General features: G+C 41.0%; 17 protein-coding genes. 9 read left to right on the forward strand and 8 right to left on the reverse strand.

The window, feature by feature from the left end:
- Positions 1-37: 37 nt before the first annotated feature.
- Positions 38-610, forward strand: a complete 573-nt coding sequence (locus PSV17_RS06350; protein WP_300480762.1) for a chorismate lyase — start codon at positions 38-40, stop codon at positions 608-610.
- Positions 611-656: 46 nt separating this feature from the next.
- Positions 657-1,526, forward strand: a complete 870-nt coding sequence (gene ubiA / locus PSV17_RS06355; RefSeq protein ID WP_300480765.1) for a 4-hydroxybenzoate octaprenyltransferase — start codon at positions 657-659, stop codon at positions 1,524-1,526.
- 57 nt (positions 1,527-1,583) lie between these two features.
- Here ubiA and PSV17_RS06360 read toward each other — a convergent pair whose 3' ends face one another.
- Positions 1,584-3,875 carry a hypothetical protein gene (locus PSV17_RS06360; RefSeq protein WP_300480768.1) on the reverse strand — a complete coding sequence of 764 codons (2,292 nt, stop codon included), beginning with the start codon at positions 3,873-3,875 and terminating at the stop codon, positions 1,584-1,586.
- Positions 3,876-4,279: 404 nt separating this feature from the next.
- Between PSV17_RS06360 and rplM the strand changes: the two genes are divergently transcribed.
- The 6 genes from rplM to erpA all read left to right on the forward strand — a co-directional run bounded on the left by rplM (position 4,280) and on the right by erpA (position 7,557).
- Positions 4,280-4,708 carry a 50S ribosomal protein L13 gene (rplM, locus tag PSV17_RS06365; protein ID WP_300384504.1) on the forward strand — a complete coding sequence of 143 codons (429 nt, stop codon included), beginning with the start codon at positions 4,280-4,282 and terminating at the stop codon, positions 4,706-4,708.
- Positions 4,709-4,718: 10 nt separating this feature from the next.
- On the forward strand, positions 4,719-5,111 hold the full coding sequence (rpsI, locus tag PSV17_RS06370; RefSeq protein WP_013146798.1) for a 30S ribosomal protein S9: 393 nt from the start codon (positions 4,719-4,721) through the stop codon (positions 5,109-5,111).
- Between the two features lie 109 nt (positions 5,112-5,220).
- Entirely contained in the window at positions 5,221-6,288 is a 1,068-nt protein-coding gene (gene argC, locus PSV17_RS06375; RefSeq protein ID WP_300480770.1) for an N-acetyl-gamma-glutamyl-phosphate reductase, read from the forward strand.
- Between the two features lie 18 nt (positions 6,289-6,306).
- Complete coding sequence (locus PSV17_RS06380) at positions 6,307-6,663, forward strand: hypothetical protein (RefSeq protein ID WP_300480772.1); 357 nt, start codon at positions 6,307-6,309, stop codon at positions 6,661-6,663.
- 49 nt (positions 6,664-6,712) lie between these two features.
- Complete coding sequence (locus PSV17_RS06385; RefSeq protein WP_300480774.1) at positions 6,713-7,105, forward strand: polymer-forming cytoskeletal protein; 393 nt, start codon at positions 6,713-6,715, stop codon at positions 7,103-7,105.
- A gap of 77 nt (positions 7,106-7,182) precedes the next feature.
- On the forward strand, positions 7,183-7,557 hold the full coding sequence (erpA, locus tag PSV17_RS06390; RefSeq protein ID WP_300480776.1) for an iron-sulfur cluster insertion protein ErpA: 375 nt from the start codon (positions 7,183-7,185) through the stop codon (positions 7,555-7,557).
- Positions 7,558-7,621: 64 nt separating this feature from the next.
- Here the strand turns inward: erpA and PSV17_RS06395 are convergent, their stop codons facing one another.
- From PSV17_RS06395 to PSV17_RS06425, 7 genes are all read right to left on the reverse strand, one after another.
- Positions 7,622-8,026, reverse strand: coding sequence for a hypothetical protein (locus PSV17_RS06395; RefSeq protein ID WP_300480777.1), 405 nt, complete (start codon positions 8,024-8,026; stop codon positions 7,622-7,624).
- On the reverse strand, positions 8,027-8,371 hold the full coding sequence (locus tag PSV17_RS06400) for a heavy metal-associated domain-containing protein (RefSeq protein ID WP_300480780.1): 345 nt from the start codon (positions 8,369-8,371) through the stop codon (positions 8,027-8,029).
- A gap of 34 nt (positions 8,372-8,405) precedes the next feature.
- On the reverse strand, positions 8,406-9,077 hold the full coding sequence (locus PSV17_RS06405; protein ID WP_300480782.1) for a hypothetical protein: 672 nt from the start codon (positions 9,075-9,077) through the stop codon (positions 8,406-8,408).
- 71 nt (positions 9,078-9,148) lie between these two features.
- The gene (locus PSV17_RS06410; RefSeq protein WP_300480783.1) at positions 9,149-9,544 is read right to left on the reverse strand and encodes a hypothetical protein; all 396 of its coding nucleotides are present in this window, start codon (positions 9,542-9,544) and stop codon (positions 9,149-9,151) included.
- Positions 9,545-9,639: 95 nt separating this feature from the next.
- Positions 9,640-10,935 carry a citrate synthase gene (gltA, locus tag PSV17_RS06415; protein ID WP_300480784.1) on the reverse strand — a complete coding sequence of 432 codons (1,296 nt, stop codon included), beginning with the start codon at positions 10,933-10,935 and terminating at the stop codon, positions 9,640-9,642.
- 124 nt (positions 10,936-11,059) lie between these two features.
- Positions 11,060-12,160, reverse strand: coding sequence for an anhydro-N-acetylmuramic acid kinase (locus tag PSV17_RS06420; protein ID WP_300480786.1), 1,101 nt, complete (start codon positions 12,158-12,160; stop codon positions 11,060-11,062).
- Between the two features lie 30 nt (positions 12,161-12,190).
- Entirely contained in the window at positions 12,191-13,585 is a 1,395-nt protein-coding gene (locus PSV17_RS06425; protein WP_300480788.1) for a M23 family metallopeptidase, read from the reverse strand.
- 117 nt (positions 13,586-13,702) lie between these two features.
- Here PSV17_RS06425 and tyrS point away from each other — a divergent pair, with 117 nt between their 5' ends.
- Positions 13,703-14,917, forward strand: coding sequence for a tyrosine--tRNA ligase (tyrS, locus tag PSV17_RS06430; protein WP_300480790.1), 1,215 nt, complete (start codon positions 13,703-13,705; stop codon positions 14,915-14,917).
- Positions 14,918-15,002 lie beyond the last annotated feature (85 nt).

The raw sequence follows: 15,002 nt of genomic DNA on the forward strand, positions 1-15,002 counted from the left end.
GGCTCGCAGGCATCTCATTTATGCGATAATTCCTCTCGTGAAAATTCAACAAAATCTCGCTAGTACTCGCCAGCGTTGGCTTAATAAACCTATACAGGCAAATAGGCTGCAAGCTTGGCTAATCGATAATGGCTCACTTACTGCACGCTTACAACAGCGTTTCAGTGCATTTGCGGTACAGCCTATTGCAGTAAAACACGCCAAGCTAATTCAAGATGAAGCTGTTTTATTGCATCAACCAAATTACCAAATTTCTTTAATACGCGAGGTGTTACTTATTGGCAATCATCAGCCAGTAGTGTTTGCCCATAGTGTATTACCAAGCGCTAGCCTGCGAGGTGCGTGGAATGGACTTGGCAGACTTGGTATTAAGCCACTTGGCGCGACATTGTTTGCTAATCCAAAAGTGAAACGTACGGCTTTGAGTTATAAAAAACTCACGCCAAACCACGCACTTTACCAGCATGCAACGCGGCATTTAACACAAAATTCTGAGGTGAGAAACCCACCTTACTTGTGGGCGCGACGTTCTATTTTTAGCTTGAGTTGCGCTAATATTATGGTCACCGAGGTTTTTCTACCCCAGTTGATGATTACTGAAAATGTTTAATTAAACTCGTCGATTAACTTGAACCTGACTGCTAAATAACTTCAATATGAACCTACAAACTATTATCAAAAAACTAGACGCTTATGAGCGCTTAATGCGTTTAGATAAGCCTATCGGCATTTTATTACTGCTATGGCCAACGCTTTGGGCGCTGCTAATTGCTGGGAACGGCAAGCCAGACTGGATTGTAGTGATGATATTTTTCACAGGCGCCGTGCTGATGCGCAGCGCCGGCTGTGTGATGAATGATATTGCTGATAGTCAGTATGATGGTTTGGTCGAGCGAACGCGGCATCGACCTTTAGTAAGTAATGAAGTGAGTAGAAAAGAAGCCTATTTCCTGGCTGCTGGCTTAAGCTTAGTGGCGTTTGGTTTGGTTTGTACACTTAATAACTTAACCATTAAATTGTCAGTGTTAGCTGTGCTGTTAGCGGCTAGTTATCCCTTTACCAAGCGGTTTTTTGCGATTCCGCAGGCGTATTTGGGTATTGCTTTTGCCGCTGGAATTCCCATGGCATTTGCCGCTATTTTAGGTGATGTACCACCAGTGGCGTGGCTGTTAATGCTAGCCAATGTTTTTTGGGCCATAGCTTATGATACTGAGTATGCCATGGTCGACAGGGATGATGATCTAAAAATAGGCATTAAATCTTCTGCTATTACATTCGGGCGGTTTGACGTTGTCACCGTAATGATTTGTTATGCGCTGACTTTGCTCATACTTACAATATGTGGAATATGGCTAATGATGGGATACGCCTATTATATTGGATTGATGATTGCGGCGGCAGTTGCTATTTACCATTACTATTTAATAAGAACACGTGAAAAATCCAATTGCTTTAGCGCATTTTTACATAACAATTGGTTTGGGTTTGCGGTGTTTGCTGGTTTGAGTTTGGATTATTTATTTTAATAAGTAGTAGTAGAACTTAAGTCCTCTAAATTAAGTTCTATTTTATAAGCTTTAATCTTATGATTTATTCTTAGGTTTATTTTCTGGCTCTATCACGGGTAAGTCCCATTCAATCTCGTTTGTTTCGGTTTGATTTTTAACTGATTTAGTTTTGGCCTTGCTTTTTGCTTTTTGCTCATCTTCATCCGGAAACTCTATAGCGAAATCTAAGGGTCCATTTTCATCCGTTAGCCCATTCTCACTGTCGTCTAATACAATCTCTTCATTCAACAAATCGTGTTGATACCCTTGACTATCTTCAACACTTTCTGAAGGTGAAAGTAAGTTAAAATTTACTTCTTCGGCCAAAAACAAAGCTTGATCATGTTTAGAAATGGCAACACTATCTGGTACCTCAAACCTTAACGCTTCCTCTTGGGAGTTGAAAGTCGATGACATTTCATCATGAGGAATTATACTTACCTCGTATGAAGTTTCACGATTGAAGGAGCTAAGGAGTGTCTGAGTGTCTGGTTGGGCGTTGTGAGGTTCAACTTTGGGTTCTGCTTGGACGTCTGTCAACGGATTAATATCCGTAAATAATCCTTCATTAAAGTAAGTATTTTCAGAACTGGTAACGGCTACGTTTGCATTAATTGCTTGACTGATGTTGGTTTGATTCGATCTAAGTTGATCTGAGCTAGATTTAAAAGCTGTCGAATGGCTATATTCCAAATCCTTAGCGATATTTCTTAAGAAGAAAAGGTCATTAAATGCACCTAGATCAAAACCTTCTCTAGGCTGTGAACGTTTATTAAAAATCAAGTCATTTAGAAAACCAACTGCATACAGCGAGCCCCATACGCCCTCTAAGCGCGTGACAATGTCTGGAAAGTCTTCTATCGATGAATCGGCTGTTGGTGCATCATCTCCAAATTCTGGGGTCTTAATATTAAAGTGTTGGTGACATTCAATGACGGCTGAATCATATTCACTTTTGGTACCTTCTTTAGCAATCAATTTAAGCAATTTTATCCAGATTGCAGGAGATTCGGCAGGCGAATCGCTCAAATAGCTTTGCAATAGTTGAATGGCCAAGGCAGGTCGCCCATGTTCCATAAATACATCTGCGTCTTCAATAATGCTACCGTGTTCTTCTTTCTCAGTTTTAGTGATTATCTGAGTATTAACAGAGGTATGATGCACTGTTGGTTGGTTTGAATTAGGTTCGGCAAAAGATTGCGCTATTGCAAGGGAATCATTAAATGCGTTCGCAGAATTCGCTCCCAATTTATTATCTGTATCATTGGAAGTTTGTTCATCAAACCAAGAGTCTTTTACGATAATTGGTCTATTTACAAGTTTGCGACGCAACACTTCTAAAAGCGCGATCGTGATAAGTATGCCTAACGCTATCAGCAAATATTTTAACCAATCAAACAGTTCATTTTCTTTAGCTTTTTGAGCATCTTCTACCAGTTGTTCATTGCGTACTTGCAAGCTGGTAATTTGTTTTTCTAAATGGGCTAAACGATTTGACATTACAGTCATTTCATCCATGGTATCAGTAGCAGTTGGTGGGACTGTTAATCCATCCGGCCCCACTACGTTCATTTTCGTGGCTAATCTTAATGATAAACCCTGTTTATCTTTATCCTCCGATACATTTGCGTTGCCAGCAGAAATCACCAAAAGGGGTTTATTAGCCGTTGATTTATTTTCAGTTTCATCGGCATTAGTTCTATTTTTTGGAGTTGCTTTAGAAGAAGTGGAAATGGGGGTTTGTTTGCCTATATTATTAGCCTTGAGCTTTTTATCATCTGAACTGATTTTTTTAGGTTTCTTTTTCTTGGGTACTTTTTTAGCTGTAATTTGCTCTGGAGCAGCTTCGGATATAGAATCTGCGCCTTCCGTAGAAGAAGATTTAGCTACAGCTGTATGAGTTTGTTTTTTTGTATCATTAACATTAGGTAAAATGCTCGCGTTGTCATAACTGGCGCTATCTCTGTCAGCAGTTGGGATTGGTGCGGGATCAAGAAGCAATACGTATTCGCGATTTACATTAGGTTCACAACGAAATGAAACCAGTAAATTAACAATTGGCTCTGTAATGATGTCGTTAGTGCTAATTGTCAGTTGATAGTTATCATTGATAATTCTCATACTAACAGAAGCTTTCTTAAAAGCAGGAGCTTCGCCAGCATCGGTTGCTGTAAAACAGATAGGATCAGGTAAAAATTCAATATCTGTTACATTAACCCGCACTAAAAATTTTTCACCTAAATTAGATTGAAGTTCAGCGTCACCCAAACCCAAGGCGAAACTCAGATTTGTATAACAAAATAATGTTAAAAGCGCTAAAAATCTCAATTAAGTATGCTTTCAGAAATGTGTTTCACCTTACGTTTTAATATGATATTAAGTAGCCTTAAATAGTAAGCTTAAAATAGGATATTAAAATAATTTTAATATCCTAGCATAAAACCCACTTAGAACAACATAATAATGCTGGCTTATATACCTAAAAGAGTTATACTTTTTAAGTTAGTATTCCTCATGGGATTTTAGCGAAATTTTTTAGTGAAAAAGTCATTGCTCACTATTTCGGTTGGTTAGTTTGGTAAATGAGATTTAAAGATAACGTTATTAATTTTGTTAAATCTCAGATATTTAATAAATTTCATTCATAAACTGAACATATTGTTTGACAAAGCACTAGGCTTCAGCATAAAATCCGCCTCTTAATTTTTTTAGCTCACAGTATTGGTAACACGATGAAAACCTTTTCAGCAAAATCACATGAAGTGAAGCGCGATTGGTTTGTGGTTGATGCCACAGACCTAGTTCTAGGCCGTTTAGCTAGCGCGGTTGCACACCGTTTACGCGGTAAACACAAAACTATTTACACACCTCACGTTGATACAGGTGATTATATTGTCGTTATTAACGCCGATAAATTAAAAGTGACGGGTAACAAAGCTGACGGTAAACTTTACCATAGTCACTCAGGTTATCCTGGTGGTATCAGCACAACGACTTTCTCTAAAATGCAAGACAAGTTCCCAGGTCGCGCTTTAGAAAAAGCAGTAAAAGGTATGTTACCTAAAGGTCCTTTAGGTTATGCAATGATCAAAAAAATGAAAGTTTATGCTGGCGACAAGCATGAGCATGCGGCGCAACAACCGCAAACATTGAAAATCTAAGGGTATAAAGATGATCGGTAAATATAATTATGGTACAGGCCGCCGCAAGAGTTCAGTAGCGCGCGTGTTTTTAAAAACAGGTAAAGGTAACATCGTTGTTAATGATAAACCTGTTGACGAGTATTTCTCACGTGTAACTGCACGTATGATTTTACGTCAACCACTTGAATTGACTAACAATCTAACTAGCTTTGATATTATGGTTAACGTTATCGGCGGTGGTGAATCTGGCCAAGCTGGTGCGGTACGTCATGGTATTACACGTGCTTTGATTGACTTTGATGCTAATTTGAAAAGTGCATTATCACACGCTGGTTTTGTAACACGTGATGCTCGTGAAGTTGAACGTAAGAAAGTTGGTTTCCGCAAAGCACGTCGTCGTAAACAATTCTCTAAACGCTAAGCTTTTAATAAGCTATTCGCGGTTGAAGTACGAAAAGGTCGCAATTGCGACCTTTTTTGTTTTGGTATTTACGTGTAGTTTTGTTATGCTAAGTTTATTATGATGCGCAATGAGTGATAAAAAATTGACTAATAAAAAATTAAAAGTTGGGATTGTTGGCGGCACTGGATACACAGGCGTAGAGTTGTTGCGTCTATTGAGCATTCATCCGCGTGTTGAGTTAACTACTATCACCTCACGTGGTGAAGCAGGCTTGTCTGTTGCTGATATGTTTCCCAGCTTGCGTGGTTATGTAGATTTAAAATTTACAGACCCAGCACAATCAAATTTAACTGAATGTGATGTAGTGTTCTTTGCAACACCCCACGGCGTGGCGATGAGTCAGGCACAGGAGTTGTTAAAAGCGAATGTCAAGGTGATTGATTTGGCAGCAGATTTCCGTTTGCAGGACACAGCCGTTTTTGAAAAGTGGTACAAAATCCCACATAGCTGCCCTGAAGTACTTAAAAATGCAGTTTACGGAATACCCGAGCTGTATCGTGAGCAGATTAAATCAGCGCAAGTGATAGGCAATCCAGGTTGTTACCCTACCACTGTAATATTAGGTTTGGCTCCTTTGTTGGAGCAAGGATTGATTGATTTTACTGCGCCAATTATTGCTGATTCGAAATCTGGTGTTTCTGGCGCGGGTAGAAAAGCCGAAGTGGCAACTTTGTTTGCTGAATCGAGTGATAATTTGAAAGCTTACGGAGTGAGTGGACATCGGCATCATCCAGAAATTCACGCTCAGCTTACACAATTAGCAGGAGAAAATGTGCCATTTATTTTTGTGCCACATTTGATACCAATGATACGCGGTATGCTTTCTACCATGTACGTTAAACTTTCAGAAAAAGCAAAAACGCTGGATATTCAAGCGTTGTTTGAGCAGCGTTATCAGCACGAGCGTTTTGTCGATGTGATGCCTGCGGGTGTTTTGCCTGAAACACGTTCAGTCCGTGGCTCGAATCAAATTCGTATCGCGCTCCACAGGCAAGAAGGTACTGATTATTTAACGATCATTGCAGTGCAGGACAATTTAGTTAAGGGCGCTGCGGGTCAGGCTATTCAGAATATGAACATTATGTTTAATCTAGCTGAAAATACTGGCTTAGAAATTGTGCCACTTCTACCATAAGTTTTGTCATAGTAGCTAATGAAGCCAGTCAGAAGAAGAATACGCCGACATTTTGGATTAACCGCTAAACAGGTGGCTGTGCGCTCCCAGCGTCCTTGGTATTTTCAGTGGGTGGTGGCTGCGCTATTTGTCTTTATAGGCTATGTTGCGGCATATTGGCAATTTGCTGCAAGCGAAAATTTAACTGTAAAGTTAAATCAAGCTATACTTGAAAACCAAGGTTTTCAGACCAAGATTATACAAATAGAGCAGCAAATTAAGATTGAGCAAGCCTCGCAAAAAAATCTTAATGAAGAACTTAAGCTTGTGCATGATGAAAACATCAAGCTTAAAGAAGATTTGTTGTTCTATAAAAACATGTTAGGTAAAAAGTAAACCTACTAGCTAGTTAGAATCAAGCTATTGAATTAAAATAGGAAATTAAATGTTTTTTAAAAAAAGCAATCGAACTCAAAATAGCATAGATACACTTATTGGCGCTGATACACGTATTGAAGGCGACATTAATTTTTCTGGCGGGTTGCGTGTTGATGGTGTGATTCGAGGTAAGGTTAATGAACCAATTGCTAGCCCAAGCACACTCATACTCAGTGAGCATGGCAGTATTGAAGGTGCAGTAAGCGCATCAAAGATTATAATCAACGGCAAAGTAACTGGGCCAGTAAGAGCAGCCCAGTTTATTGAGCTGCAAGCCAAAGCGCATATTACTGGTGACGTTTACTATAAATCCTTAGAAATGCACACGGGTGCTGTGATTGAAGGTAAGTTAGTTTATTTAGGTGAGAGTGCGCAAGTGCAAGACGCCAGTGCAATTTGAGATTGATTTTAAATATTGATTGACCTTGTTACCACACCGTAGCACAATGATTTTATTAAGAAATTTAGGAGTACGTAATGAATACAGTAACTGATGTACAAAATTTAGACTTAGGTGAAATGCCCGCACCATTAATGTTTACTGACAATGCGGCAAAAAAAGTGAAAGAGCTAATTGAAGAAGAGGGCTCTCCAGATCTTAAACTACGCGTATTCGTCAGTGGCGGAGGCTGTTCAGGCTTCCAATACGGATTTACCTTTGAAGAAGAAGTGAATGACGATGATACACAAGTGCAAAAAGATTCTGTGACTTTATTAATTGATCCAATGAGTCTACAGTATTTGATGGGTGCTGAAATTGATTACACCGATAGTTTGCAAGGCTCACAATTTGTTATTCGCAATCCACAAGCAACCACGACTTGCGGTTGCGGATCTTCATTTTCAGTTTAATATAAGTTTTAGTATTTAACAAAAAAGCCAAGCGTTAGCTTGGCTTTTTGTTACTTAAATAAATCTATTGCAGAAATAGCGGCGCAATAAATGCAAAGAATCCGCCTATTAGAAATATCAATACCGAAAACACATAAACTCTAAACGAAGTTTTACGTGTTGCTATACAAGTTGCGGCTAATGCTGGATCAATTGGGCAAGGCAAGCTCCTTGCTCGCCACTGCATGATGCCTGAGATAATTAACATCAATGCCGCAAAAATAAATACCCCGAGTTTATGTTCAGAAAACCAAACAAGCTGCGGTACGCTCGATACCAAGGTTGACATTGCTGCACCAGCACCTATACCTACCAATAAAGCGGGCAGTGCGCAGCATATTAAGGTACCGCCGCTAGTAAATAGTGATAATACAGAGGCTGCTTTAGTTTGTTTGAGGCTGGTCATTTCATCTGTGCTATTTACTGCCATTTACTTTTTCTCCTTTTCTATGGGTTCATAACCAGCTTTAATCTGCGTGATAGGATGCTCACTGACTTCGATAGAAGTTACTTCATAGCCCGCATCTTTAATCAAATCTTTTACAGTGTCATTAGATAAGGTTTGGCCGTCTTTAAGCTCCACTGCAACAACACGTTGTTTCAAGTTGACATATACATCTTTAGTTTGTGAGAGTGCACGCATTTTTCTCTCAATCCCTTGTGCACAGAACGCACACACCATGCCGTTCACATTGGCCTTGATGGTTTGTGTAGCATAAGCGACATTGCTTAATAGCGTTGATAAAATTAGTGAAGTGAGTAATAGTTTTTTCATGATAAAAATCCTTAAATAGTTGTAGTGAATAGTTTTAAAAAATATACATAAAGTTAAATCGTGGTTCGCGTGAGTTATTCACACCAGCTTCAATAAAGAAACTTTTGTTAATGAAACGCAACATAGGTGTGATTTCAATTTTTTCAGATAAGCCGTTCATATTGCGCGCTTCCAAAATGAACCAAGGCTGGGTTTTATCGTACTCAGTTTCATAAAAAGAAAAGCCAGCACGTACGGCACTGTAATCATGGTTAATGTCCGATGCACGATATAGTCTATATGTTGCGGCAAAGTAAATTCGCGTGGTTTCATAATCAAACTGCACACCAGGCGTGACCATTATTTTGTCAAAACGCTGGTCTTTCCCTGCTTGTTTGTCCTCACCTTGTAAGGCGCCAATCCCACCCATAAACCATAAGTTGGCTTGTGCATGCGGCATATTCCAACGAGTGAGCAAGCGCGTGTAGGTGACTTCTTCTAAAGTGCGAGTTTTGGTTTTGTCATCAGCGCGCATATAGGTTGCACTCACACCAAATGCATCGCGCGGTGTTATGGCGTAGTTGATAAACATTTCTTGCCAGTTATTGTTGAAATCGCCCATGGTCATGGCGGATCCACTAAATCCCATAGGCCCAGCGGTGGCGTATTGATGGCTTAGCAATAATGCTAAGCAAGACATTGTTACGCTTAATGGTTTGATAAACATGGATATCCTTTCTTAATGAATAGCTACAAAATCACGCCTGTTTAAATGTTACAGGCGTGACAAGGCTTAAATTAAGAAAGTCGTATAGGTGGGCGTTGCAGGTTGGGGAGGGTGATTGAAGCGTAAGATTGGTAGGCTAAACTAAACGTCTGTGATGAGGTTTCTAAAGCGGTAGATTCCAAATGGCTAGGCAATGCAGCCATTGCACACATGCTAGCGCAATGAGCGCAGTTGGCTTTGCAAGCATCTTTATATTTACTGCTGGCATCGCTGTCATGTTTTTGATTTATATTATTTGAAGCTGTGCTATTCATATGTTCATGGCACGGCATCATTTGCGATTGCTCACTGACTTTATTCATAGTCATCATGCTATTACATATAAGCATGTTTGCTGCAGCTATGCTCTGTAATGGCATTAACGCCAGTAGCAGGTAAACAGCAATATGTGAAAAACGTTTTAACATGCAATATAGGATAGTTAAAGAAAATTAAAGGTTCAATTTAGTTTAGACATAGCTACTACAGATGTTTGCTTTTAGTCGCCATGTCAAAGCGTGGATTAACGTTTGTCCATAGGGGCTAAATCTCTACGTAAACTTCCTTTGTAGAGTTGACGCGGTCTGCCGATTTTGTGCTCATCATCAGAGATCATCTCAGACCATTGTGCGATCCAGCCTGCGGTTCTGGCTAAAGCAAAAATCGCAGTGAACATAGAGTTAGGAATTCCCATCGCACGCATCACAATACCGCTATAGAAGTCTACATTTGGATAAAGTTTGCGTGAAACGAAGTATTCATCTTCGAGTGCAATTTTTTCAAGCTCCATCGCCAGTTTGAACATTGGGTCGTCGTGCAAGCCAAGCTCATCCAGCACTTCATGGCACGTGGTACGCATAATTTTTGCGCGTGGGTCCATATTGCGATAAACACGATGTCCAAAACCCATTAGGCGGAAGGTGTCAGTTTTATCTTTAGCCCGTTTAATGAACTCGCCTATGCGTGAAACATCGCCAATTTCCTCTAGCATTTTGAGTGTGGCTTCGTTTGCGCCGCCATGAGCTGGGCCCCATAGCGAGGCAATGCCCGCAGATATGCAGGCGAATGGGTTTGCGCCGCTTGAGCCAACCAACCTTACTGTTGAAGTAGATGCATTTTGCTCATGGTCAGCATGCAAAATTAAAATACGCTCAAACGCTTTGGCTAGCACAGGGTTAGGGACATAGGTTTCGCAGGGTGTTGCAAACATCATATGCATGAAGTTTTCAGCATAGTTAAGATGATTTTGCGGATACATAAACGGCTGACCAAGGTTATATTTGTAACTCCAAGCCGCAATCGTTGGCACTTTTGCTAATAAGCGATGTGCAGAAATCTCGCGATGTTTTGCGTCACGAATATCCATTGCATCAAAATAGAAGGCGGAGAGAGAACCTACCACCCCTACCATTACTGCCATTGGGTGAGCATCACGTCTAAAACCACGGAAGATATTACTTAGCTGATCATGCAGCATAGTGCTGCCACTGATTGTGTCAGTAAACTCTTTTGTTTGCGTAGTATTTGGAAGTTCGCCGTGTAGTAATAGATACGAAACTTCCATGAAGTTGCAATGTTCGGCTAACTGTTCAATCGGATAGCCGCGATAGTAAAGTAGACCTTCTTCGCCATCAATAAAGGTAATGTTTGAGTTGCAGGCGGCGGTAGACAAAAAGCCAGGATCGTAAGTAAATACACCGTGTTTGCCTAAGCTGCGAATATCGATAACATCGTTACCAAGGGTGCCGGACAGAATTGGCAGTTCTATAGGGGGGGCACCATTATCAAATGTAAGGGTGGCTTTTGTTGCTTTGGTCATGTTTGCGTGCCTTGTAGTTTATTCTAGATTTAAATTAATTATACTTTATAGAGTTGCATAATTGCTTAATCAAACCAAGCTAAATCTCAAGAAGATTGGTGCTAGTTAAATCTTGTAGCTTATATTAGCGTTGATAGATGGCACCTAATATCCGCGCGCCTTTTGCGCCAGTCACCTCTGGTAAGCTGGCTGTTTGTTGGTTCAAACAGAGTTTAGCTAACCAAGCGAAGGCAATCGCTTCGACCCAGTCGATTCCGATGCCAAGTTGATTGGTAGTTTCTATTTTAATTTCACCCAATAAACTTTGTAATTGCTGCATTAACAATGTGTTGTGCGCACCGCCACCGCATACATAAACCTCATCAACGCCGAGACAGTGCTGTAGAAGTGCTTGATGTATAGTGTGTGCGGTAAACGAGACTAAAGTAAATGCAACATCTTCAGGGGCATAGTGGTTATCTACCAAATGCTCAGCGAGCCATGCATCATTGAACAAATCACGCCCTGTACTTTTAGGTGGCATTAATGCAAGGTAAGGCTCTGCGAGCATGGCTGATAATAACGGGGCGATAAGCTTTCCAGTACGGGCCCATGCGCCATTGGCATCATAGTTTAAGTTTTTATGCTGCTTAATCCATGCATCAAGCAGCATATTGCCTGGGCCAGAATCAAAGCCGATTAAATCGCTGTTGCTGGCAAGATAGGTGATATTGGCAATACCGCCGATATTAATCACAGCGCGATTGAGTTGAGGATGGGCAAATATTGCTTGGTGAAAAGCCGGCACCAATGGCGCACCTTGGCCGCCAGCAGCAATGTCTCGGCTTCTAAAGTCTGCTACTACAGTGATACCTGTTAGCTCCGCTAGTAGCGCTGGATTGCCAATTTGTAGGGTAAACCCCAGCTCAGGTCTGTGTCGAATGGTTTGTCCATGACAGCCAATAGCCGTAATCTTATCGGGAGAGAGTGTTGCGATAGTTAACAATTGATTGACCGCATCTGCATATAGCATAGCCAATTTATTCGCCAGTATCGCGGTAGTTTCTAATTCATTTTTTGTAGGGTGCTGCAGCGCTAAAATTTGCGTACGAAGTTCAGGCGGGTAGGCTAAAAAGTGAGTTTGCAACACATTGGGCTGCTGAGGGTTGCCAAATTCGACTAACGCAACATCTACACCATCAAGGCTGGTGCCAGACATCAGCCCGATGAAAAGTGCGCCAGCCATGATATTTTGAGAAAGTTTTCTAAATATTGATTATTCTAATGCGGCAATATTACTGTTTCCTAGCAAACCTATTTGCGCAGTTAAGTCGTGGCTAATGGCATCAAATGCTATTTTATTCTGACCTGTAATTGGGTCAGCCTTAGGTAAAGCCACTGTCATCGGGTCTCTATGTTCGCCATTGACCATAAACTCATAATGTAAGTGCGGTCCAGTGGCTAAGCCTGTCATGCCTACAAAGCCAATCACATCACCTTGTACAACTTTTCTACCTCTATGTAAACCATCAGCAAAGCGCGACAAATGACCATATACTGTACGGACGCCATTTTCATGCTTGAGTACAATTACATTTCCATAGCCACCTTTTTGACCGACAAAGTCAACAACAGCCTCCCCAGATGCTTTAACTCGAGTGCCCGAGGGCGCAGCTAAATCTACGCCTTGATGTGCTTTTAGGCGCTGCAAAATTGGGTGGAAGCGACCAGTGCTAAAGCTTGAACTGACACGCGTAAATTCTAACGGTGAACGTAAAAACGATTTATGCAGACTTTTGCCATCGGGTGTGTAATATTGCATTTCACCTGAAGCATCGCGGTAACCAACAGCTTGGTAAGTCTTACCATTGTTCACAAATTCAGCAGCTAGCACTTCACCTGTTTTTACCAACTCACCTTCGTCATAACTACCCTCGTAAATCACATTGAATTGGTCGCCACGACGCAAGTCTTTATTAAAGTCAATTTGGCTTTCAAACATTTCAGCCACCTGAATGGCAACGTCATCAGGAATATTGGCGTCATCAGTTGCACCAAACAAGGAGCTTCTGATTTTTGCCGATTTTAAGATTGGGCGACTTTCTAGCTTGTGGGTTACTTTGCTTGCGCTATAGCCTGAAGCCGTTTGTGTAACATTAATGAATTGATCGGTATCTAATTGATACTCCAAAGAAATCAAATTACCATCGCCGTCCGTTTGTGCTTTCATGTTATGGCTAGGTTTTAATGCAGAGGTGATTTCGCTGGCAACAGCATCGCTACGTATAAAGTTAATTGCATCTAGGTTATGAACGTTTAGGCGAGACAATAGGTTGTTCAATGTATCATCGCGGCGTACGTGATCTTTATACCAAAAATGTTGTTCAGCAATATTTGCTTGAGTGCTTGCTGCATCAGGCAGCGTAATCTCTTCAACGACGGTAGCTGTCGCGATAGTGCTGGTCATCGTTTGTGGCGCAATACCAAAAGCAGCGTAAATGCCAAATAAAGGTAGGCTAGAAATAGCTAGAATCCATCGCAATTTAAGCTTGCGCTCAGCTTTATTGGCGATTTGCGCTAAAATAGCGCTTTGCTCATAAGCTGGTATTAAATTCTGTTTAGTTGAATAATCAAATTCAGCGTGATGTTGATTAGGCTCGTTAATATCCACGGGCTGCCCTCTAAAAGAGTTGATACGGTTTTGGATAATAACAGAAAACTCAATTAGAACAAGTAAATAAACTGTAAATGTTAATCGCTTACAGTAAAGATTAAGGATGTAATTTAAGTGACTATAGACAACGTAAGTGCAGATATTAAAAAACAGCTGGCCGTTATTAAACGTGGTGCAGATGAGTTGTTAATAGAAGCTGAGCTAATAGAAAAGCTAAAAAAAGGTCAGCCGCTTAGAATTAAAGCAGGTTTTGACCCTACGGCGCCTGACTTGCATTTGGGGCATACCGTACTCATTAATAAGCTACGTCAGTTTCAAGAGCTTGGTCATCAAGTCTTATTCTTGATTGGCGACTTCACTGGCATGATAGGCGATCCTACTGGCAAGAGTACTACGCGCCCACCGTTAACCGCAGAGCAAGTGCAAGAGAATGCTAAGTCATACGCCGCGCAAGTATTTAAGATACTTAAACCAGAGCAAACCGAAGTGGTTTTTAACTCTAAATGGCTCAATGAGCTAGGTGCAGCAGGTATGTTGAAACTTGCCGCTAGTCACACCGTAGCACGTATGTTGGAACGTGATGACTTTACTAAACGTTTTAAAAGTAATCTGCCAATCGCCATCCATGAATTTATTTACCCGCTTTTGCAAGGGTATGACTCCGTTGCACTTAAAGCAGATGTTGAGCTAGGCGGCACCGACCAAAAATTCAACCTACTAATGGGGCGTGAATTACAAAAACAAGCGGGTATGTCTCAACAATGCGTGCTCACCATGCCTTTGTTGGAAGGCTTAGATGGCATCAATAAAATGTCCAAGTCACTTGGCAACTATATAGGTATCGCCGAAGCGCCCGAAGTTATCTTCGCTAAAATCATGTCTATATCAGACGAATTGATGTGGCGTTATATAGAGCTACTTTCATTTGAGACTTTAGAAACTATTGCAAAATGGAAAGTTCAAGTGGCTGCAGGTGAAAACCCACGCAATATTAAAGTAGGTTTCGCACAAGAAATCGTTGCGCGCTTCCATAGTCAAGCAGATGCAGAAAAAGCCTTAGCTGATTTTCAAACGCGCGCCAAGGGCGGTATTCCGGATGACGTGCCAGAAGTTAGCATTCACATAGAAGGTGAAAATGTTGGCATCGCGCAGTTGTTAAAACTTGCTGGTTTGGTAGAAAGCACCTCAGAAGCCTATCGTGCCATTGAGCAAGGTGGCGTGAAATTAAATAGCGATAAAGTGACAGATAGAAACTTACAATTGTCCAAAGGGTTAACAGTAGTGGCGCAAGTTGGTAAGCGTAAGTTTGCAAATGTAATTATTTTGTAACAGTGGTGCTTCTGGCTTGACCATTTGGGTAACCCCTGTAGAATGCGCACCTCGCTGACAGAACAACGTAGTGAGTAGTAGTTTG

It is taken from the genome of Methylotenera sp., assembly GCF_029946165.1.
Taxonomy (GTDB): Bacteria; Pseudomonadota; Gammaproteobacteria; order Burkholderiales; family Methylophilaceae; genus Methylotenera.